The following is a 20,314-nucleotide window of genomic DNA, read 5'->3' as shown; positions in this document are numbered from 1 at the left end:
ATCTTAGGAAAGAAAAACAGTTATAATGCGGATATTGTCCCCTTAGTTAAATGGATATAACAAGCCCCTCCTAAGGGCTAATTGCAGGTTCGATCCCTGCAGGGGACGCCAGAACAACACCTCACCAACTTTCATACAGCCTGACTTTTCCTTTATAAATAATAAGATAGGCTAACAGCCTTATGTTCTTGGTATACATTCCAAACACAATATTCCATGAAAACAGTATAACAACACTCGTATAAAATGTAACCAACTCATGTTAATAGAAGCTCTATTTGCAGAATCTATAATCATATGCAATTTCTAATTATCCCTAAAGTACAAGTCGATGTTACAGTGGTATATAAATAAATCAGTAATTTTTTCATATATGAATTAATATTTTTATAAATAACTTTTCAAAATAGTGATACACCTTGCCAACGCCTTACACAACAAGGGTTGTGGTATGTATAGTACAAAGCAGTTCATCAGACGTCAGAGTGGCCCTTTTCAGATATCAATCGAATAGACCAACTGTATCGGTATTATGAAATTCTATTTATAATAAATAAAATACAATTTAATATTCAGGTTATTAACATATTTTTATAATTAATAGCTTAAAATAAACCATACAATCAATGATTATAATTTACAAAACAAAACCCAATAAATAAACAAATAAAAACTTTATTAATTTATTATAAAAATATCTCTTCATTGAAAATTTAATTATTAAAAAAATATTACATCCATAAACAAAAATTTAATTTAATATATTTTTCAATATGAAATATTGTTTCCAGTTGGTCACATAAAATTATTCATTTTAAATACATCTCCAGATTCCTAATAGCATTGCAATAAATCAATACATTTACCACCACCAAACAATACTTATGAAAAAAAATTAACAAAAACAATATCTTATATATAATTTCGCATATGTAATTCAAATATATTTATATTTTCAGAGATTTTAGTCAGATATATACAATCACTAGTTTCAATATGTATATATCTGTCTTTATAGCTTAATCAATCAATGAGAGTTGTTGCCGTAAATATGTCCCTGAACCTAATAATCCAGGTTGCGGATGAGTAATCAAATAAACAGGAATCTGTTGTACTAATGTTTTAAAACGCCCTTTATCCTCAAATCCATAAATGAAATTCGATTGCTTAAAGAAATCAAAAAACCGCGGCACTATACCACCAGCGATATACACACCACCAAAAGCTCCCATATTTAAAGCTAAATTCCCTCCAAATCGCCCCATAATTTCACAAAATAGTATCAGGGCACGATGGCAATATTGACAACTTTCATCCAATGCTCGTTGTGTCACTATTTCGGGTTCTAACTCTTCCGGCTGGCTATGATCCAAAATTGCAATGGCTTGATAGAGATTCACTAATCCACTACCGGACAAGATTCTTTCTACCGAAACATGCCCCAGTTTACGACGTAAAACAGCTAATATTGCATCTTGTTCTTCACTATTTGCCGCAAAATCTACATGACCTCCTTCACCAGGTAAACTTATCCATTGCTTGCCTGCTTTTATCAAATGAGCCACACCAAGGCCGGTTCCAGCCCCATAAACAACAATGGGTTTATCTTCAACCGCTGCTCCCCCTCCCAATTGAACTTTATGTTCCTCTGTCAGCATAGGGATAGCCATAGATACGGCAGTGAAGTCATTAATAACATCTAACTTTTCTAGCCCAAGCGCCTGTTTCAGCTCACTAATAGAAAATGCCCATTGGTGGTTGGTCATTTCCACCCAATCACCATTTATCGGACAGGCAATAGCGATACAAGCATAAGTTATTATTACTTTTTGCTCCGCCAAATAGTGGCTGATAATAGACTCCAACCCAGCGTATTGTTTTGCACTATATGTTTTAATCTGGTCAATAGCCCCATCTTTCAAATTACAAAGTGCTAATCTGGCATTCGTACCACCAATATCAGCCACGAGTCCGTAGAGATTCATTTTTATATCCTAATAATTAGCTAATACAACAATTACGTAAAGCTTATCCCATCTGACATTATTGGTATAGGTAGTTTGGACACGAATATGACTTGCACAACCGGGATATCACATATTCAAGATGATTTGCCAGGCCAGAACCTGCAACTAATGAATTAAAAGCTAACTGCTCTACCGACTGATCTAATGATGATCTCTCTATGGGGAATTATACGAATTATGTCTTTCAAGATGGTGGGTCGTGCAGGATTCGAACCTGCGACCAATTGATTAAAAGTCAACTGCTCTACCGACTGAGCTAACGACCCATCTATAGGAGAACTACTCTAACTACGTCTTTTGGAATGGTGGGTCGTGCAGGATTCGAACCTGCGACCAATTGATTAAAAGTCAACTGCTCTACCGACTGAGCTAACGACCCATACCAAAAAGGTGTGATACTGCTGAAACAATCTAATGAAGTGGTGGGCGATACCAGATTCGAACTGATGACCCCCTCCTTGTAAGGGAGATGCTCTACCAACTGAGCTAATCGCCCACTTCATAATGACTATTACTGCCTTAAACCACTGAATTTATGATTGGTGGGCGATACCAGATTCGAACTGATGACCCCCTCCTTGTAAGGGAGATGCTCTACCAACTGAGCTAATCGCCCAATCATAAATTCATTTTTATCACAACGAGTGGTGGGCGATACCAGATTCGAACTGATGACCCCCTCCTTGTAAGGGAGATGCTCTACCAACTGAGCTAATCGCCCCGTCGTGATGGAGTCGCATTATAGGGATAGTTCAGGATGAGTCAACGCTTTTTCTAGGGAAAAATATCGTTCGTCTCAAAATTAAACAAAGGTGAGATAATTATCATCACTCAGGGTTCAGTTTAAGCAGATAGGCTGACTTTTCTCAACAACATCCCGCTAACAGCATTGAGGAATTAAAGTCCAGTGATAAAATAACCCCCACTTTTATTACTTTAAATCACCAATAACGTTCATTGAAAAGTGAAACGTAATTAAGGCAATCCCCAATGAGTAAAATTAAAACCCGTTTTGCACCAAGTCCAACTGGCTATCTCCATGTTGGCGGTGCACGTACCGCACTTTATTCCTGGTTATATAGCCGCCATAACAAAGGCGAATTTGTATTGCGTATCGAAGATACTGACCTTGAACGCTCAACTCAGGAAGCCATTGATGCCATTATGGACGGTATGAACTGGTTAAATCTGAATTGGGATGAAGGTCCTTATTATCAGACTAAACGTTTTGATCGCTATAACCAGGCTATTGATCAAATGCTGGAACAAGGGACTGCTTATCATTGCTATTGTTCTAAAGCACGTCTGGAAGAATTGCGTGAAACTCAGATGGCGAATGGTGAAAAGCCTCGTTATAACGGCCATTGCCGTGATAATCAATGTCAGCATAATCCAGATCAACCCCATGTCGTCCGTTTCCGCAATCCACAAGAAGGTTCTGTTATTTTTAATGATAGTATCCGTGGCCCAATTGAATTCAGTAATCAGGAACTTGATGATCTGATTATCCGCCGTACCGATGGTTCTCCAACCTATAACTTCTGTGTTGTCATTGATGACTGGGATATGGAAATCACCCATGTCATTCGCGGTGAAGACCATATCAATAATACACCACGTCAAATTAATATTCTGAAAGCACTGGGTGCTCCAGTTCCAGAATATGCACACGTTTCGATGATCCTGGGTGATGATGGTAAAAAACTGTCTAAACGTCACGGGGCAGTGAGTGTTATGCAATACCGCGATGATGGCTATCTGCCGGAAGCTTTGCTGAATTATCTGGTTCGTCTGGGTTGGTCACACGGTGATCAGGAAATTTTCAGTATTGAAGAGATGACTGAATTCTTCAGCCTAGATGCTATCAATAAATCTGCCAGTGCATTCAATACGGAAAAACTACAATGGCTGAACCATCACTATATTAATACCCTGCCCCCAGAGAAAGTTGCCGTTCATTTGGCATGGCACATTGAGCAGCAAGGCATTGATACCCGTAATGGGCCACAATTAGTTGATCTGATTAAATTGCTGGGTGAACGCTGCAAGACCCTGAAAGAAATGGCCGAGTCCTGCCGCTACTTCTATGAAGATTTTGCTGAGTTTGATGCAGATGCGGCGAAGAAACATTTGCGTCCAGTTGCCCGTCAACCTCTTGAAGTTGTTGGTACAAAACTGGCGGCAGTTACTGACTGGACACCTGAAAATGTTCATCATGCTATTCAATCTACAGCTGATGAGCTGGAAGTTGGTATGGGTAAAGTCGGTATGCCACTGCGTGTGGCTGCTACTGGAGCAGGCCAATCTCCAGGTGTGGATGTGACTATTCATGCTATCGGGCAAACCCGTACTCTGGCCCGTATTAATCAGGCTCTGGAATTTATTGTTCAACGTGAAACTCAGCAGTAATTAATGCAACAAAGGCATCACCGATTCAGTGTGGTGCCTTCTATTTTCAAAAAAATCTCATTTAATTAATACAACCTTGTCACTTCCTTAAACGCGTTCTATCTCATTTCAACCCGTTGTTCAGCCTTTATTTTGTCGTCCCACCACAAAAGTGATGACTTTTTCAACGCTTGCTCTGAGAATGATAAGTTAGCCGTTGACAGTATTTGCAGGGTTTCATATCATGCGCCCCGTTCCATTAATTTTGATTGGGGCTATAGCTCAGCTGGGAGAGCGCTTGCATGGCATGCAAGAGGTCAGCGGTTCGATCCCGCTTAGCTCCACCAAATACTTATTACCAGAATAAAGTATTTGGCACTAAAATTAGAAAGACCACACTCGTGGGGCTATAGCTCAGCTGGGAGAGCGCTTGCATGGCATGCAAGAGGTCAGCGGTTCGATCCCGCTTAGCTCCACCAAAATTATCAGGGCCTGAAAGCCACGCTTTCAGGCCCTTTTATTTATCCATCTTAATAACCACCTTTTTGCATAAAAAAACTATCCTTGCTAATTCTTCTTCAATGGTTTTACCAATGAATCCAATCCTTCTATTTTTATTGCTAAAGTCATCTCCATCAGGACGCCTAATTTACCTTGTGGAAATTCGCCTTTACGAGCGAACCACAATAAATACTCTTCTGGTAAGTCAATCAGCATACGCCCCTTGTATTTACCGAATGGCATAACAGTATTAGCAATTTCTATCAGATTTTCTTTTTCCATAATTTACATTGATTAAAAAAGATAACTCCAGTTTACGGGGTAAGGGAAATATATGCGAAAGGAAAGAAGAAATCTGCATCATCCATGATGCAATATTCCACTATAACACTTTATCTTTTTACAGCACCAAACCTGCAATAGCCGCAGACAAGAAGCTGACAAGGGTTGAACCAAACAGTAGCTTCAAGCCAAAGCGGGAAACGACGTTACCCTGGTTTTCATTCAAGCCCTTAATTGCTCCGGCAACAATTCCAATTGAAGAGAAATTAGCAAAAGAAACCAGGAATACCGACAAAATACCCTGTGAACGCGGAGAAAATTCTGTCGCAATTGATTGCAAGCTATGCATCGCAACAAATTCGTTAGAAACCAATTTGGTTGCCATGATGCTACCAACCCGCAACGCTTCATCAGCAGGAATTCCAATTATCCAAGCAAATGGATAGAACACATACCCCAGCATCTCTTGGAAGCTCATATCAAAAATCATGCTAAACAGCGCGTTAATAGCGGCAATCAGGGCAATGAAACCAATCAACATGGCGGCAACAATCAGTGCGACTTTAAAACCAGCCAGAATATATTCACCCAACATTTCGAAGAAACTTTGACCTTCGTGAAGATTGCTCATCTGAATATCTTCTTCGCTGTCAACAGAATACGGATTAATCAATGACAGGATGATAAAGGTACTGAACATATTGAGCACCAATGCCGCCACAACATATTTAGGCACCAAAATGGTCATGTAAGCACCAACGATTGACATGGAAACCGTTGACATTGCAGTTGCAGCCATCGTGTACATTCGACGCTCAGACATTTTTCCCAGCACATCTTTATAAGCGATAAAGTTTTCAGACTGACCCAGTATCAGAGAACTTACTGCATTGAATGATTCCAATTTCCCCATGCCGTTGACCTTAGACAACAGAGTACCAATCACACGGATGACGATTGGCAATACTTTGATATGCTGCAAAATACCAATCAGTGCGGAAATAAAGATAATCGGACACAATACATTCAGAAAGAAGAATGCCAGTTTTGCACCCATCATGCCGCCAAAAATGAATTCCGTCCCTTCACCCGCAAATTTCAGTAAATGCTCAAACAAACCCGCAAATCCCATGACAAATTCCTGACCAATACCTGAATTCAAGAAAAACCACGCAAGGACAAGTTCAATAACAAGCAACTGAATAATATAACGAGGACGAATACCTTTACGGTTACTGCTCGCCAAAATAGCAAGGCCGCCAATAACAATCAGAGCTAAAAGGAAATGCAGGATTTGAGACATATCACACTCCAAACACAACAGAAAGCTAGTTTATAAAATGCATTCTATGTAATAAAAGGCGATCAATGGGATAGATATTACATTAGATTGAAATAATTCTTACTCTAAATTTTTATTTAGTGAGATTAATCACATTTTCAGCTGAATCGTATAATGTCAGATGCGAAAATACATTATCAAATATCACCGATTATTGAGAAAACCTCTCAATAATCAGTAGACAGAATACAAACAAAAAGTTATTCACCCAATAAACGGATCATTTCTTCTTCATCAATCACTGGAATATTTAACTCATTAGCTTTAGCCAATTTCGAACCGGCTGCTTCACCAGCAATCACCAAATCTGTTTTCTTAGAAACGCTGCCAGTCACTTTTGCCCCAAGTGCAACAAGTTTATCTTTGGCTTCATCTCGGGATAACTGATGCAATGAGCCAGTAAGCACAATTGTTTTACCTGCGAATGGGCTGTCAACCTTCTCACCCTTTGTTACGACAATTAGTTCCCAGTTGATACCGGTATTATCAATCAGGTCATCGATAACTTTTTGATTATGAGGTTCATTGAAGAAGTTAACCACGTGTTTTGCCACTACTTCACCAACATCCTGGACCTCTTTCAGAGCTGCTTCATCAGCGGCACGTAATTTATCCAGGCAGCCAAAGTGAGCGGCCAAATTAGCGGCGGTCGCTTCCCCAACTTCACGGATACCCAACGCATAGAGGAAACGAGCAAATGTGGTTTTTTTCGCTTTTTCCAACGCATCTACCACATTTTGCGCAGATTTCGGCCCCATACGATCAAGCCCGGTCAATTTACCCGCAGTAAGCCTGAAAAGATCCGCCGGGGTTTCGACATACTCTTTATCCACCAGTTGATCGATAATCTTTTCTCCCATACCGTCAACATCCATCGCCCGCCGGGAAACAAAGTGTCTCAGTGCTTCTTTACGTTGAGCGCCACAGACCAAACCACCAGTACAACGCGCTACAGCCTCCCCTTCAATCCGCTCGACATCCGCCCCACATACCGGACAATGTTCAGGAAAAACAACTTCATCACTGTCCTGTGGCCTTCTGTCCTCCACAACACCCACGACCTTTGGAATAACATCACCAGCACGGCGGATAATAACAGTATCGCCAATACGCAAACCTAAACGTTCAATCTCATCCGCATTGTGCAATGTCGCATTACTCACAGTCACACCCGAGACCTGCACCGGCTCCAAACGTGCTACCGGTGTGATAGCACCAGTACGGCCGACCTGAAATTCGACATCGCGGACAATCGTCACTTGCTCCTGAGCAGGAAATTTGAATGCTGTTGCCCAGCGTGGCGCACGAGCGACAAAACCTAACGTTTTCTGTAATTCCAGCGAATTCACTTTGATAACAACACCATCAATATCAAACCCCAATGTTGAACGCTGGTTTTCAATATCGTGGTAAAAATCAATAACCTGTTGACTATCAGTACAAACTTTAATTTTATCGCTGACCGGCAATCCCCATTGCTTAAACTGTATCAATCGCTCGTAGTGACTGATCGGTAATTCCCCTCCTTCCAATACACCAACACCATAACAGAAGAACGCCAATGGCCGTTTAGCCGTAATACGAGGATCGAGCTGACGCAGAGAGCCAGCCGCTGCATTACGAGGATTAGCAAATACTTTTGCGCCGGTGCGGCGTGCTTCCTCATTCAGCTTCTCAAATCCTTTTTGGGGTATAAAAACTTCACCACGAATTTCAACACGGGTTGGAATATTATCTCCGGTCAGGCGCAGTGGAATTGCGTAGATAGTCCGTACATTTGATGTAATGTTTTCCCCTGTTGTACCATCACCACGGGTCGCCGCCTGTACCAGTTCACCATTTTCATACAACAGACTAACAGCCAGACCATCCAGTTTCAGCTCACAACACACCACTAAATCCTGATTATCTTTCAGGCGGTCACGCACTCGCTTATCAAACGCCAAATAACTCTCTTCATCAAATACGTTATCCAGTGATAGCATTGGAATTTCATGGCGGACTTGTTCAAAAGCAGCCAGAGGAGCAGCGCCAACCCGCTGTGTCGGTGAATCAGATGTAATCAGCTCCGGGTATTGTTCCTCAAGAGCCTTTAATTCCTGCATTAACCGATCATATTCTGCATCAGAGATCTCTGGTGCATCCATGACGTGATACAGATATTCATGATGACGCAGTGTTATTCTGAGATTTTCTATTTGTTGAGCAGTTGATTTCATGACTTATAACCAGCGATAAAAAGCCCCCGGCTGGCGGAGGCTTGAACATTCGATAAGTTGATTATACCTGAACATCAAGTGTGCTGCGAATGCGTGCTTTATACAATTCGATTTTTTGCGGTGTCAGCATCTTACGCTCATCATCAAGCACCACTCCCCCAACATCAGAAGCAATGCGCTGAGCCGCCTGTAACATCAGCTTAAAATTCTGATTAGCTTCTCCGTAAGAAGGTACCATCATAAACATGGAAACCCCTGGAGTGGTAAAATCAGCCATTGTTTCAGGGTTAAATGAACCCGGTTTCACCATATTGGCAAGGCTGAATAACACCGGACCGCTGCCTGATGGATTCAGATGACGGTGGAAAATCTGCATTTCTCCAAATTGGAAGCCAGATTGCAGGATACTTTGCAGCAAGAGCTCACCATTCAATGCCTGACCGTGATGTGCTGCCACATGAAGAACCAAAACGATTTCTTTTGCTACTTTGGCCTGCACTTCCTGCTCACCATCCCCCTCTTTTGCCATATCCTGAGACTTTTCTTCCGTCTGAGGTCTATTTTTCTCAGGCTCATCCCGTCCTTCAGATTCAAACAGGCCAAGCTGAGGCTCCTGCTCTTCTATTTCTGTTACTGCTTTTCGGGTTGTAGTCTCAGGCTGATGCCCAGTCAGCAACGGATCATTGCTTTCTTCAGACATAGCAACATCCATTTCAGTCAACTTTGGCTGACGGCGCTCAATAACCGGCTCAGCTTTATATTCCTGATGAGGTTTTACCTGCTTATGGGTGTAAGGCTTTTGTTGATTGTCAAACGCTTCATCATCACTGTCATCGACGAAACTCTCTTGACGATCATGTTTATGACGTTTAACTGGGCGATCACGAAAAAGCGAAGAACGCTCTTTACGGCTGGTCCACAACCCATGTAACAGCAAAGCTATTATTGCTATCGCACCAACAATGATTAATATCAGACGCAAATCCTGCATCATTGCTATCTCTGTTGTTTAATTAATATGCCACCACGGCGGAACATTTTCTGTATTAACTGTATTTGTCAAATAACACAAGTGCAAGCTTATACACACTTTTCTTATCATAAATATGCCTGATAAGCATTTTTTGCTTTTTTTTTATACAGAACAAGACTAGTCAGTCGAAAATCCTACCTATATGATAGCGTTTCAATCATACAGGAGAGAATAGGAAGTATGCTTAATTTGACAAAATCACCAAAAAATTTGAGCGGCTTTCAGTATTTGGTGCAAGGTTGCAGATTAATTACTCGACCAGGTATTAAAAGATTTGTTCTATTGCCTTTATTGGCAAATATTTTGTTACTTGGTGGTTCATTTTGGTGGCTCTACCAACAACTGGAAAACTGGATCCCCTCGATACTGAACAAAGTACCGGATTGGATGCAATGGCTCAGTTACATTCTATGGCCACTGGCAGTGATGTCTGTTTTGCTGATTTTTACTTATTTATTCAGCACGATAGCGAACTTCATAGCAGCTCCGTTCAATGGATTACTGGCGGAAAAACTAGAAGCTGATTTAACGGGAACCTCTGCGCCGGATACCGGAGTTATGGAACTGGTAAAAGATGTTCCACGCATTCTGAAACGAGAATTGGTAAAACTGCTCTACTATATTCCACGCGCCCTGGTTTTACTGCTTCTCTATTTTATTCCTGTTATCGGGCAAACTGTCGCACCTGTGCTCTGGTTTATTTTCAGTGCCTGGATGCTGTCGATTCAATACTGTGATTATCCATTTGATAACCATAAAGTCAGTTTTCCAACAATGCGTAGTGCCCTTCGTCAAAACAAAATGAATAATCTGCAATTTGGTGCATTAGTGAGTATTTTGACAATGATACCTATTGTCAATTTGGTGATTATGCCTATCGCAGTATGCGCGGCTACTGCAATGTGGGTAGATCGCTATCGGGATCAACACGGGTTGCGTATTATAAAATAAATGCAGTCAAATGTTATTCTTTAAGACGATAAGAATATATTCAAACTATATTTCCATAACCTGATTGTTGGCGTATCGTTGACCAGATATCACTAAAGGGAGTTGAAAGACGAGTATGAGTAAAATTTATGAAGACAATTCTTTAACGATTGGTCGTACCCCGTTAATTCGCTTAAAACACTTTGGCAATGGACGTATTCTGGCGAAAGTAGAGTCCCGTAACCCAAGCTTTAGTGTAAAATGCCGTATTGGTTCTAACATGATTTGGGATGCTGAAAAACGCGGTATCCTACAGCCAGGAAAAGAGTTGGTAGAACCAACCAGTGGTAATACCGGGATTGCGCTTGCTTACGTTGCAGCATCCCGTGGCTATAAATTAACGCTGACTATGCCAGAAACGATGAGTATTGAGCGTCGCAAGCTGCTGAAGGTACTGGGAGCAAATCTAGTGCTAACTGAAGGCGCTAAAGGGATGAAAGGAGCCATTGAGAAAGCCAATGAGATTCAGGCCAGTGACCCCGATCGCTATATTATCCTGCAACAGTTCAGCAATCCGGCAAACCCGGAAATCCACGAAAAAACCACTGGTCCGGAAATCTGGGAAGATACCGATGGTGAAGTAGACGCATTTGTTACCGGCGTAGGTACTGGCGGCACACTAACAGGCGTTACCCGCTACCTGAAAAACACCAAAGGTAAAAACATCACTGCGGTTGCAGTAGAACCCGAAGACTCGCCGGTAATCAGCCAGACTCTGGCCGGTGAAGAAGTGAAGCCCGGCCCACATAAGATTCAAGGCATTGGTGCCGGTTTTATTCCAGATAACCTTGATCTGAAACTGGTTGATCGCGTATTCAAAATCAGTAATGACGAGGCAATTAGAACCGCTCGTGAAATCATGATAAAAGAAGGCATTCTGGCGGGTATCTCCTCCGGTGCTACCGTTGCAGCCGCAGTAAAACTCTCTCAGGAACCGGAGTATAAAGATAAAAATATCGTCGTCATTCTGGCTTCATCAGGTGAACGCTATCTGAGCAGCGCATTGTTTACTGACTTATCTGATGAATAAAAGTATTTAAGTAACTTACTTAGTTTTATTGATAAAAAAGCACCTAAATGGTGCTTTTTCTGTGTAGTAGATCAAACTTTTACACTTTACTAGATGATTTCTTACAATGGGTTTAGTATTTAACCAATAATAATTATTTCGATGCTCGAAATTAATTAACAGAAGTAGTAGTTTCAGTTAAGTAGTCCTGTGATCTATCTTTACTTCAAACTATCAATCAGAAGCATCGAAAAGAATAATTTTTTTGATAATCGATAAAATCTTTTATTACATTATCAATCTTATAGTCTATCCCAGTAGACGCAATTGATGCAGGCCGTTCTTGTGAAAGAATAGTGAACACGAACAGCGCGCATAGTCCGGAGCGTACGCATAGTAACGTATAGTACGTAAGGAGTGATTCGTTTCTCTCCTCCTTCGGACAAAACTAAAGGGCGTTCAAAAGCTATTTATCGCTTTTGTCAAAACATTGCCGGGCTCGCACTTTAGGCAAATAAAATCGCCCTATTGGGATAGGCAGTTAATGAATACTCAAGTTAAGATTTGTTTACTACAATTTTTTAACTTACATAGCAAAAATCTAAGTTATTGAGGAAACGTCATGTTCCAGCAAGAAGTCACTATTACTGCGCCAAATGGCCTACACACCCGTCCCGCTGCACAGTTTGTTAAAGAAGCAAAAAGTTTCTCCTCCGACATTACACTGACTTCCGGTGGCAAAACGGCCAGTGCGAAAAGCTTGTTTAAGCTACAAACGTTAGGACTCACTCAAGGCACTGTTGTGACCATCTCTGCTGAAGGCGAAGATGAGCAAAAAGCGATTGAACATCTGGTTAAATTGATGGCAGAACTGGAATAATCTTCCGTTGACCACAACGCCAGTCAAGATTCAGAGATTGTGAATAAACTGATATTCACTTAGCCGTTCCTCATCCCCGGATAAAGTTTTATCCGGGGATGTCAGTTTAAATGCATTTCCTAAAACAGCAAACCATCTGCGGGCTGGCTCTTTAAAGAATAATTATTAGTAGTTAGGTAACATCATGATTTCAGGCATATTAGTATCACCAGGCATCGCTTTCGGTAAAGCATTATTACTGAAAGAAGACCCAATTATTATCAATCAGAAAAAAATCAGTCAAGAACAAGTCGAACAGGAAATTTCCCATTTCAAACAAGGTCGTGAAAAAGCCTCATCTCAGTTAGAAATCATCAAAAATATAGCGGCAAAAAACCTCGGCGAAGAAAAAGCGGAAATCTTCGAAGGGCATATCATGCTGTTGGAAGATGAAGAACTTGAGCAAGAAATTATTTCGTTAATCAAAAACGATTTCAAAGCCGCAGATGCTGCGGTTTATTCCGTGATTGAAACTCAGGCCCAAGCCCTTGAAGAGCTGGATGACGAATACCTGAAAGAACGTGCCACAGACGTACGTGATATCGGTAAACGCTTGTTGAAAAACATTCTGGGTATGCCGATTGTCGATCTTGGCTCGATTTCAGAAGAAGTTATTTTGGTCGCCAATGATTTAACCCCATCTGAAACTGCGCAACTCAATCTGGAAAAAGTTCTTGGTTTCATTACTGATTTAGGTGGCCGTACCTCCCATACCTCAATCATGGCCCGTTCTCTTGAACTTCCAGCGATCGTCGGTACCATCAATTCGACAGCAGCAATCCAAAATGGTGATTACCTGATCCTGGACGCGGTAAATAACCATATTTATATCAATCCATCTGATACAAAAATTGAACAGCTAAAAAAAGCCAAAAACGAATATCTGGCAGAAAAAGCTGAACTTGCGAAACTGAAAGATCTGCCTGCAATAACTCTTGATGGTCATCAGGTTGAAGTCTGTGCCAATATCGGTACCGTCCGTGATGTTACTGGTGCTGAGCGCAATGGTGCCGAAGGTGTCGGTTTATACCGTACAGAATTTCTATTTATGGATCGTGACGCGCTGCCAACAGAGGAAGAACAATTCCAAGCTTATAAAGCCGTTGCCGAAGCAATGGGCAGCCAAGCGGTTATTATACGTACGATGGATATCGGCGGTGATAAAAATCTGCCCTATATGAATCTACCGAAAGAAGAGAATCCATTCCTTGGTTGGCGTGCAATTCGTATTTGCCTTGATCGAAAAGAGATCTTACATTCTCAGTTACGTGCTATTTTACGTGCGTCTGCTTTCGGTAAATTACGTATTATGTTTCCAATGATTATTTCTGTAGAAGAAGTACTACAGCTGAAAGCAGAACTTGAATTGCTGAAAGGTCAACTTCGTGAAGAAAGTAAAAAATTCGATGAAGCAATTGAAGTGGGTGTGATGGTGGAAACACCCGCTTCAGCAGTCATTGCCCGTCACCTGGCAAAAGAAGTTGATTTTTTCAGTATTGGGACAAACGATCTAACTCAGTATACTCTTGCTGTAGACCGCGGTAACGAATTGATTTCTCATCTTTATAACCCGATGCTACCAGCAGTATTGAGCCTGATTAAGCAAACCATTGACGCTTCACACGCTGAAGGTAAATGGACGGGGATGTGTGGCGAGCTTGCAGGTGATGAACGTGCTACACTGTTGTTATTAGGTATGGGGCTGGATGAGTTTAGTATGAGTGCGATTTCTATTCCCCGCATCAAGAAAATCATTCGTAATACGCGTTACGAAGATGCAAAAGCGCTGGCTGAGCAAGCCCTTACTCAGTCTACCGCTCAGGGGTTGATAGAATTGGTTGATACATTTATCAAAGAAAAAACACTTTGCTAACAATATCGGTTAAAACGCGGTCCAGTATAAACAATTAGGAGAAGATTCATGGGTCTGTTTGATAAACTGAAATCTCTAGTTTCAGATGATAAAAAAAACAGCGGCACTATTGAAATAGTCGCACCGTTATCTGGTGAGATTGTCAATATTGAAGATGTTCCAGATGTTGTTTTCGCCGAGAAAATTGTCGGCGATGGTATCGCTATAAAACCTGCCGGCAGTAAGATAGTTGCACCAGTTGATGGGACGATCGGTAAAATATTTGAAACCAACCATGCGTTTTCTATCGAATCGGACAACGGCATTGAGCTATTTGTCCACTTTGGTATTGATACGGTTGAGCTTAAAGGAGAAGGTTTTAAGCGCATCGCTGAAGAAGGTCAGCGTGTACAGAAAGGTGATTTAGTTTTGGAGTTTGATCTTAAACTCCTTGAAGAAAGAGCGAAATCAACCCTGACACCTGTTGTTATTTCCAACATGGATGAAATTAAAGAATTGTCCAAACTGAGTGGTTCTGTCACTGTTGGTGAAACACCCATTATGCGTATTAAAAAGTAGCCATAATTTTCATGGTGTCTACAAGCCAAATCCCCCTTTATTACAGACCGCTAACAGCCCTATGGGCTGTTAGCTATCCATCTCCCCTAATCCTAAAAATTCGCTTCACTCTCAATGAGAATTTAGGTAGGAGAATTCCGCAGTTTTGTTAAATACGCCAGTAGAAAGATATCTGTCACCCCGGTCACAAATAATCGCAACAATGACAGAACCCGGACTCTGTGCCGCAACCTTTAATGCACCGGCAACAGCGCCGCCAGAACTGACTCCACAAAAAATTCCTTCTTTGTGAGCTAACAAACGCATAGTCTCTTCAGCTTCTTCCTGCGTTATATCCAACACTTGATCCACCAGCTCTTGTCGAAAAATGCCGGGCAAATAAGCCGGCGACCAACGGCGAATACCGGGAATATGGCTGTTCTCTGCTGGTTGTAAACCAATCACCTGAACACGGTTATCCTGGCTTTTTAAATAGCGGCTGACACCCGTAATTGTCCCCGTGGTTCCCATACTGGAAACGAAATGCGTAATACGTCCTTGTGTTTGCTGCCAAATTTCCGGCCCTGTAGTAGTAAAGTGAGCTAAGGGGTTATCTGGGTTATTGAATTGATCAAGAACTTTACCTTCACCATTACGCTCCATTTGTTGAGCTAAATCACGTGCGCCTTCCATGCCCACGTTTTTACTCACCAAAATAAGCTCCGCACCATAAGCGCGCATAGAAGCCTGACGTTCAAGGCTCATATTATCAGGCATCAGTAATTTAAGGTGATAACCTTTTACTGCCGCAATCATTGCCAACGCAATACCTGTATTTCCGCTGGTGGCTTCAATCAATACGTCACCTGGAAAAATTTCACCCCGCAATTCAGACTGCTGAATCATTGACAGCGCTGTCCTGTCTTTTATTGAGCCTGCCGGATTATTACCTTCAAGTTTTACCCATATTTCCACACCCAGCTTATCGGTCATTCGTTGTAGTTTTACCAGCGGAGTGTTGCCTATAAAATGTTCCAAGCTTGTCACAGCTATTACCTATTTTTATTTAATAGAACAGCGAAATAACCATATTCAGAAATATATCGCAAGACTTTAAATAAAAAATGCCCATCTCCAGACGGTAAGGAGATGAGCAAATTGGTACCAACCAAAATTTAAATCATTGTCAGGCTGTCTGGGCTAAACTAAGGGTTTGCAATTGCTTATCACCCGCATATAAACGGGCTTCAGTACCACCAATAAAATAACGGCTGCCTCTTATCGGTACTGACGTTTCATCGAACCAAACAATAGCAACCGGCTCCTGATGCCAGCCCAGAGGCTGGACGGAAAGCTGCCAGAAATGCCCGCGAGGACTGACCTCAGTCACCTGTACAGGCAGTGGACTAGATGGTGTAGGTTGCGAATTTATCATGACTTCCCATGGGCGCAGGAATACATCAACCTTCCCCTGATGAATTGGTGTCACCTTAAGAGGCAGATGCTGCCCGCCAATCAAAAGCTGGGATCCCTTAATCTCACCACGAAGATGGTTAACCTCACCAAGAAATTCCATCACAAAACGGCTGGCCGGATAACGCCATACCTCTTGTGGCGTACCTACCTGTTCAATATTCCCCTGGCTCATAACAACAACCCGATCAGCCACTTCCATAGCTTCTTCCTGATCATGAGTCACAAAGACACTGGTAAATTTCAGTTCTTCATGCAGCCTGCGTAACCAGCGGCGTAGTTCCATCCTTACCTGAGCATCCAGTGCACCAAATGGCTCATCCAGTAACAGAATTTGTGGTTCAACAGCCAACGCCCTCGCCAGCGCTACCCGCTGTTTTTGTCCACCCGAAAGCTGTGATGGATAGCGTTCAGCAAGATGTGTCAATTGCACCATTTCCAACAATTCCATAACTTTACGGCGAATAACCGCTGTATCAGGACGCCTACGCCGTGGCAACACGGTCAATCCGAAAGCAACGTTATCGAATACGGTCATATGCCGGAATAACGCATAATGCTGAAAGACAAATCCAACCTGACGATCTTTAGCATGCATACGACTCACATCCTGCCCGTGGAAACTCAGCTTCCCCGCAGTCTGTTGTTCCAGACCAGCAATAATCCTTAACAAGGTTGTTTTACCGGAGCCTGACGGGCCAAGCAGAGCGACCATTTCTCCGGAAAAAATATTCAGAGTGATATCGCTCAGAACCTGAGTCCGACCAAAATATTTACTGATATTGTTAATTTCAATACTCATATTGTGCTCCCACCTTAACTATGCTGGCGACTTAACCGCCACTGCAAAGCACTTTTAACAACCAATGTGATAATTGCCATCAATGCCAGCAATGCCGCCGCAGTAAATGCCCCTACGGTGTTGTAATCTTGATGCAATAATTCAACCTGCAACGGCAATGTATAAGTTTCACCACGAATCGCACCGGATACCACTGACACAGCACCAAATTCACCAATTGCCCGGGCATTGGTCAAAACCACACCATATAATAACGCCCAGCGGATATTGGGTAATGTCACCCGCCAAAACATTTTCCAACCAGATGCCCCCAACAATATTGCCGCTTCATCTTCCTGGCTTCCCTGACTAAGCATCATCGGCACCAGTTCCCGAACAACAAACGGGCAAGTCACAAACACTGTGACCAATACCATGCCCGGCCAGGAAAACATCAGTTGAATATCATAGGGTTCCAGCAAACTTCCTGCCCAACCATTCGAACCATAAAACAGCAGATAGAGCAAACCCGCCACGACCGGCGACACAGCAAACGGGATATCGATCAACGTCAGCAAACATTGCCGTCCAGGAAACTGAAAACGCGTCACCAACCAGGCAATCATCACGCCAAAGATCAGGTTTACCGGAACGGTGATCAATGCAATCAGTAGCGTTAACCAAATAGCATGCAGCATGTCAGGATCTAACAGATTCTGCGTGACTACCCCAACCCCTTTAGAAAAGGCGGTCATAAATATCCACACAATGGGGATCACTAACAGCAAGACTGAAAACAGGACTCCTATCGTGATAAGCCCCCATTTTCCCCAATTTACAGGCAGTCGTTGTGCAATAGAAAATTGAGACAGTTCAGCCATTAATGCCCTCCAATCCGCTTACCAAAACGGCTTTGCAGAGTATTAATGCTAAACAGTAATATCAGGGATACCGCCAATATAACCGATGCAATGGCACTGGCAGCCGGATAATCAAACTCCTGCAAGCGGATGAAAATCATCAGCGATACCACTTCTGTCTGCCATGCGATGTTACCTGCAATAAAGATCACTGCACCAAACTCCCCTAGGCTGCGGGTAAAAGAGAGTGCGGCGCCGGCAATTAAAGCCGGAGATAATTCCGGCATGATTACACGCCAGAAAGTTTGCCAGCGGCTGGCACCTAATGTCTGAGCCGCTTCCTCATACTCCGGCCCCAACTCTTCAAGTACCGGCTGAATAGTTCGCACCACAAATGGCAGACTGGTAAACGCCATCGCCACCGCAATACCGAGCCAGGTATTCACCACTTTCACATCAAAGTACCCAAGAAGCGAACCATACCAACCTGTAGCAGAGAACAGCGTTGCTAGTGTCAACCCAGCTACCGCAGTAGGCAACGCAAAAGGGAGATCCATCAAGCCATCCAGTAAGCTACGGCCTGGGAAACGATAACGGGTTAAGACCCATGCCATCAGCATACCAAACACCGCATTGAACAAACTGGCAACCGCTGCCGCCAGCAATGTCACTTTGTAAGCCGCCACGACCTGGGGATTAGCAATAACCTGCCAATACTGTTCCCAGGTCATACTGGAAAGCTGCACAACCAATGCACTCAGGGGCAATAATAAAATCAAGCAGGTATAGAACAAACTGCTACCTAAACTCAGCCCAAAGCCAGGCAAGACTCGCTTACTGGATACCGCAAACATTACTTATGCCCTTCCGCCAGCAATTGATCCAGTGTGCCGCCAGTATTGAAGTGAGTTTTCATCACTTGTGGCCAACCACCAAACTGATCTTCCAGCCGGAATAATTTCGTTTCTGGAAAACGCGCTTTTTGCTGATCCATCACTTTTTTATCTCTGACACGATAATTAAAGCCAGTGATGATCTGCTGTGCCTGTGGACTATAGAGATAATTCAGATAAGCTTTCGCCGCTTCCTCAGTGCCGTTTCTCACAATATTCTTATCAACCCAGGCAACAGGGAATTCCGCCAGAATACCTATTGACGGGACAATCACTTCATATTTGTCATCACCATATTGTTTACGGATGTTGCTTACTTCAGATTCAAAACTTATTAGCACATCACCCAAACCACGTTCAATAAATGAAGTCGTTGCACCGCGACCTCCGGTATCAAACACGGTGACATTTTTCAGGAAACGTTTCATCCATTCACGGGTTTTACCCTGATCCCCGTCATTTTCCTGTTGAATCGCTCCCCAGGCAGCCAGATAGGTGTAACGGCCATTACCGGAAGTTTTAGGGTTTGGGAAGACTAATTTGACATCTTTACGTACTAAGTCATGCCAGTTACGAATATTTTTGGGATTACCTTTACGCACCAGAAATGCCATGGTGGAATAGTAAGGTGAGCTGCTATTTGGCAGACGACTCTGCCAATCAGCAGGTATCAGATCGCCACGATCATGCAAAATTTGCACATCCGTCACCTGATTGTAAGTCACCACATCAGCCCGCAATCCCTGAAGAATTGCCAGCGCTTGTTTGGAGGAGCCTGAATGAGATTGTTTGATTATCAATTTGTCCTGTGGATGCTGCTCATTCCACTGTTTTTCAAATTCAGGATTAAGGGCAGAAAATAGCTCACGCGCAACATCATAAGAGCTGTTTAACAACTCTACAGCAAATACATTACTGCTGCCCAATAAAGTTACTGCTACCAGTCCGTTTAGTATTTTATTGTTTACTGAATACTTTTTCATTTCTCACCTTATCCGTTATTTCATCAAATAACGCTCCGGTGACTAATGTATCCAGTTTATTTATAACAGGGTAGATAACTATCGCTGTTTAATATACCGAATTGCAATTAGAAAGTATGAAACGCAATAAGCTGGCAGGAGTAATAAGATTTTTAATTGAAAAATGCGGACCGGCTATGGCTCCGCAATAAACACATCAAATTC

At 42.4% G+C, this 20,314-nt stretch carries 16 protein-coding genes and 8 tRNA genes; 9 read left to right on the top strand and 15 right to left on the bottom strand.

The features are described from left to right. The first annotated feature begins 36 nt into the window (after positions 1–36). A tRNA-Arg gene (locus ACGF63_RS06765) sits at positions 37–111 on the top strand. Positions 112–1,019: 908 nt separating this feature from the next. Here ACGF63_RS06765 and glk read toward each other — a convergent pair. The 6 genes from glk to ACGF63_RS06735 all read right to left on the bottom strand — a co-directional run bounded on the left by glk (position 1,020) and on the right by ACGF63_RS06735 (position 2,748). Next, complete coding sequence (gene glk, locus ACGF63_RS06760; protein ID WP_036843190.1) at positions 1,020–1,985, bottom strand: glucokinase; 966 nt, start codon at positions 1,983–1,985, stop codon at positions 1,020–1,022. Between the two features lie 232 nt (positions 1,986–2,217). Next, positions 2,218–2,293 (bottom strand) — tRNA-Lys (locus ACGF63_RS06755). A 37-nt stretch (positions 2,294–2,330) separates the two neighbouring features. Beyond that, positions 2,331–2,406, bottom strand: a tRNA-Lys gene (locus ACGF63_RS06750). A 41-nt stretch (positions 2,407–2,447) separates the two neighbouring features. Then, positions 2,448–2,523, bottom strand: a tRNA-Val gene (locus tag ACGF63_RS06745). Between the two features lie 44 nt (positions 2,524–2,567). After that, positions 2,568–2,643: transfer RNA gene (locus tag ACGF63_RS06740), tRNA-Val, on the bottom strand. Between the two features lie 29 nt (positions 2,644–2,672). Next, a tRNA-Val gene (locus tag ACGF63_RS06735) sits at positions 2,673–2,748 on the bottom strand. A gap of 269 nt (positions 2,749–3,017) precedes the next feature. Between ACGF63_RS06735 and gltX the strand changes: the two genes are divergently transcribed. From gltX to ACGF63_RS06720, 3 genes are all read left to right on the top strand, one after another. After that, complete coding sequence (gene gltX, locus ACGF63_RS06730) at positions 3,018–4,436, top strand: glutamate--tRNA ligase (RefSeq protein ID WP_036843189.1); 1,419 nt, start codon at positions 3,018–3,020, stop codon at positions 4,434–4,436. Positions 4,437–4,686: 250 nt separating this feature from the next. Next, positions 4,687–4,762, top strand: a tRNA-Ala gene (locus ACGF63_RS06725). Between the two features lie 56 nt (positions 4,763–4,818). Beyond that, a tRNA-Ala gene (locus ACGF63_RS06720) sits at positions 4,819–4,894 on the top strand. 88 nt (positions 4,895–4,982) lie between these two features. Here the strand turns inward: ACGF63_RS06720 and ACGF63_RS06715 are convergent. The 4 genes from ACGF63_RS06715 to zipA form a co-directional block, all read right to left on the bottom strand. Then, positions 4,983–5,198 carry a DUF3820 family protein gene (locus tag ACGF63_RS06715; protein ID WP_036843187.1) on the bottom strand — a complete coding sequence of 72 codons (216 nt, stop codon included), beginning with the start codon at positions 5,196–5,198 and terminating at the stop codon, positions 4,983–4,985. 118 nt (positions 5,199–5,316) lie between these two features. Next, a complete protein-coding gene (locus ACGF63_RS06710) occupies positions 5,317–6,501 on the bottom strand; it encodes a NupC/NupG family nucleoside CNT transporter (RefSeq protein ID WP_036843186.1) in 1,185 nt (394 codons plus the stop codon). 239 nt (positions 6,502–6,740) lie between these two features. Continuing rightward, a complete protein-coding gene (gene ligA / locus ACGF63_RS06705; protein WP_387629660.1) occupies positions 6,741–8,759 on the bottom strand; it encodes an NAD-dependent DNA ligase LigA in 2,019 nt (672 codons plus the stop codon). A gap of 61 nt (positions 8,760–8,820) precedes the next feature. After that, a complete protein-coding gene (gene zipA / locus ACGF63_RS06700; protein WP_152962346.1) occupies positions 8,821–9,753 on the bottom strand; it encodes a cell division protein ZipA in 933 nt (310 codons plus the stop codon). Positions 9,754–9,972: 219 nt separating this feature from the next. On the opposite strand from zipA, the gene cysZ reads away from it, so the two are divergent. The 5 genes from cysZ (at position 9,973) to crr (ending at position 15,141) form a co-directional block, all read left to right on the top strand. After that, positions 9,973–10,743, top strand: a complete 771-nt coding sequence (gene cysZ / locus ACGF63_RS06695; RefSeq protein ID WP_036843182.1) for a sulfate transporter CysZ — start codon at positions 9,973–9,975, stop codon at positions 10,741–10,743. Between the two features lie 115 nt (positions 10,744–10,858). Continuing rightward, positions 10,859–11,812, top strand: a complete 954-nt coding sequence (gene cysK / locus ACGF63_RS06690) for a cysteine synthase A (RefSeq protein ID WP_036843180.1) — start codon at positions 10,859–10,861, stop codon at positions 11,810–11,812. 601 nt (positions 11,813–12,413) lie between these two features. Then, a complete protein-coding gene (gene ptsH, locus ACGF63_RS06685; RefSeq protein WP_021323875.1) occupies positions 12,414–12,671 on the top strand; it encodes a phosphocarrier protein Hpr in 258 nt (85 codons plus the stop codon). A 184-nt stretch (positions 12,672–12,855) separates the two neighbouring features. Further along, positions 12,856–14,583: a phosphoenolpyruvate-protein phosphotransferase PtsI gene (ptsI, locus tag ACGF63_RS06680; RefSeq protein WP_036843178.1), complete on the top strand. Its 1,728-nt coding sequence runs from the start codon at positions 12,856–12,858 to the stop codon at positions 14,581–14,583. A gap of 48 nt (positions 14,584–14,631) precedes the next feature. Beyond that, the gene (crr, locus tag ACGF63_RS06675) at positions 14,632–15,141 is read left to right on the top strand and encodes a PTS glucose transporter subunit IIA (protein WP_036843177.1); all 510 of its coding nucleotides are present in this window, start codon (positions 14,632–14,634) and stop codon (positions 15,139–15,141) included. Positions 15,142–15,252: 111 nt separating this feature from the next. Here the strand turns inward: crr and cysM are convergent, their stop codons facing one another. From cysM to ACGF63_RS06650, 5 genes are all read right to left on the bottom strand, one after another. Continuing rightward, on the bottom strand, positions 15,253–16,167 hold the full coding sequence (cysM, locus tag ACGF63_RS06670) for a cysteine synthase CysM (RefSeq protein WP_036843175.1): 915 nt from the start codon (positions 16,165–16,167) through the stop codon (positions 15,253–15,255). Positions 16,168–16,306: 139 nt separating this feature from the next. Continuing rightward, positions 16,307–17,395, bottom strand: coding sequence for a sulfate/thiosulfate ABC transporter ATP-binding protein CysA (gene cysA / locus ACGF63_RS06665; protein WP_152962348.1), 1,089 nt, complete (start codon positions 17,393–17,395; stop codon positions 16,307–16,309). 14 nt (positions 17,396–17,409) lie between these two features. Then, positions 17,410–18,255 (bottom strand): sulfate/thiosulfate ABC transporter permease CysW, encoded by an 846-nt coding sequence (cysW, locus tag ACGF63_RS06660; RefSeq protein WP_152962349.1) that lies wholly within the window; start codon positions 18,253–18,255, stop codon positions 17,410–17,412. Then, the gene (gene cysT / locus ACGF63_RS06655) at positions 18,255–19,088 is read right to left on the bottom strand and encodes a sulfate/thiosulfate ABC transporter permease CysT (RefSeq protein ID WP_036843172.1); all 834 of its coding nucleotides are present in this window, start codon (positions 19,086–19,088) and stop codon (positions 18,255–18,257) included. Before cysT ends, cysW begins: the two co-directional genes overlap by 1 nt. After that, a complete protein-coding gene (locus tag ACGF63_RS06650; protein WP_387629651.1) occupies positions 19,088–20,110 on the bottom strand; it encodes a sulfate ABC transporter substrate-binding protein in 1,023 nt (340 codons plus the stop codon). Before ACGF63_RS06650 ends, cysT begins: the two co-directional genes overlap by 1 nt. Positions 20,111–20,314 lie beyond the last annotated feature (204 nt).

Source organism: Photorhabdus sp. RM322S, from assembly GCF_042879395.1.
In the GTDB taxonomy this organism is placed as follows: domain Bacteria; phylum Pseudomonadota; class Gammaproteobacteria; order Enterobacterales; family Enterobacteriaceae; genus Photorhabdus; species Photorhabdus khanii.
The sequence above is the reverse complement of the archived record's forward strand: the minus strand, read 5'-3'. Positions and strand labels throughout refer to the sequence as shown.

Excerpts from the sequence above, each read along its gene's own strand:
- glk (WP_036843190.1), bottom strand. The coding sequence starts at position 1,985 with ATGAATCTCTACGGACTCGTGGCTGATATTGGTGGTACGAATGCCAGA.
- gltX (WP_036843189.1), top strand. The coding sequence starts at position 3,018 with ATGAGTAAAATTAAAACCCGTTTTGCACCAAGTCCAACTGGCTATCTC.
- ACGF63_RS06715 (WP_036843187.1), bottom strand. The coding sequence starts at position 5,198 with ATGGAAAAAGAAAATCTGATAGAAATTGCTAATACTGTTATGCCATTC.
- ACGF63_RS06710 (WP_036843186.1), bottom strand. The coding sequence starts at position 6,501 with ATGTCTCAAATCCTGCATTTCCTTTTAGCTCTGATTGTTATTGGCGGC.
- ligA (WP_387629660.1), bottom strand. The coding sequence starts at position 8,759 with ATGAAATCAACTGCTCAACAAATAGAAAATCTCAGAATAACACTGCGT.
- zipA (WP_152962346.1), bottom strand. The coding sequence starts at position 9,753 with ATGATGCAGGATTTGCGTCTGATATTAATCATTGTTGGTGCGATAGCA.
- cysZ (WP_036843182.1), top strand. The coding sequence starts at position 9,973 with ATGCTTAATTTGACAAAATCACCAAAAAATTTGAGCGGCTTTCAGTAT.
- cysK (WP_036843180.1), top strand. The coding sequence starts at position 10,859 with ATGAGTAAAATTTATGAAGACAATTCTTTAACGATTGGTCGTACCCCG.
- ptsH (WP_021323875.1), top strand. The coding sequence starts at position 12,414 with ATGTTCCAGCAAGAAGTCACTATTACTGCGCCAAATGGCCTACACACC.
- ptsI (WP_036843178.1), top strand. The coding sequence starts at position 12,856 with ATGATTTCAGGCATATTAGTATCACCAGGCATCGCTTTCGGTAAAGCA.
- crr (WP_036843177.1), top strand. The coding sequence starts at position 14,632 with ATGGGTCTGTTTGATAAACTGAAATCTCTAGTTTCAGATGATAAAAAA.
- cysA (WP_152962348.1), bottom strand. The coding sequence starts at position 17,395 with ATGAGTATTGAAATTAACAATATCAGTAAATATTTTGGTCGGACTCAG.
- cysW (WP_152962349.1), bottom strand. The coding sequence starts at position 18,255 with ATGGCTGAACTGTCTCAATTTTCTATTGCACAACGACTGCCTGTAAAT.
- cysT (WP_036843172.1), bottom strand. The coding sequence starts at position 19,088 with ATGTTTGCGGTATCCAGTAAGCGAGTCTTGCCTGGCTTTGGGCTGAGT.
- ACGF63_RS06650 (WP_387629651.1), bottom strand. The coding sequence starts at position 20,110 with ATGAAAAAGTATTCAGTAAACAATAAAATACTAAACGGACTGGTAGCA.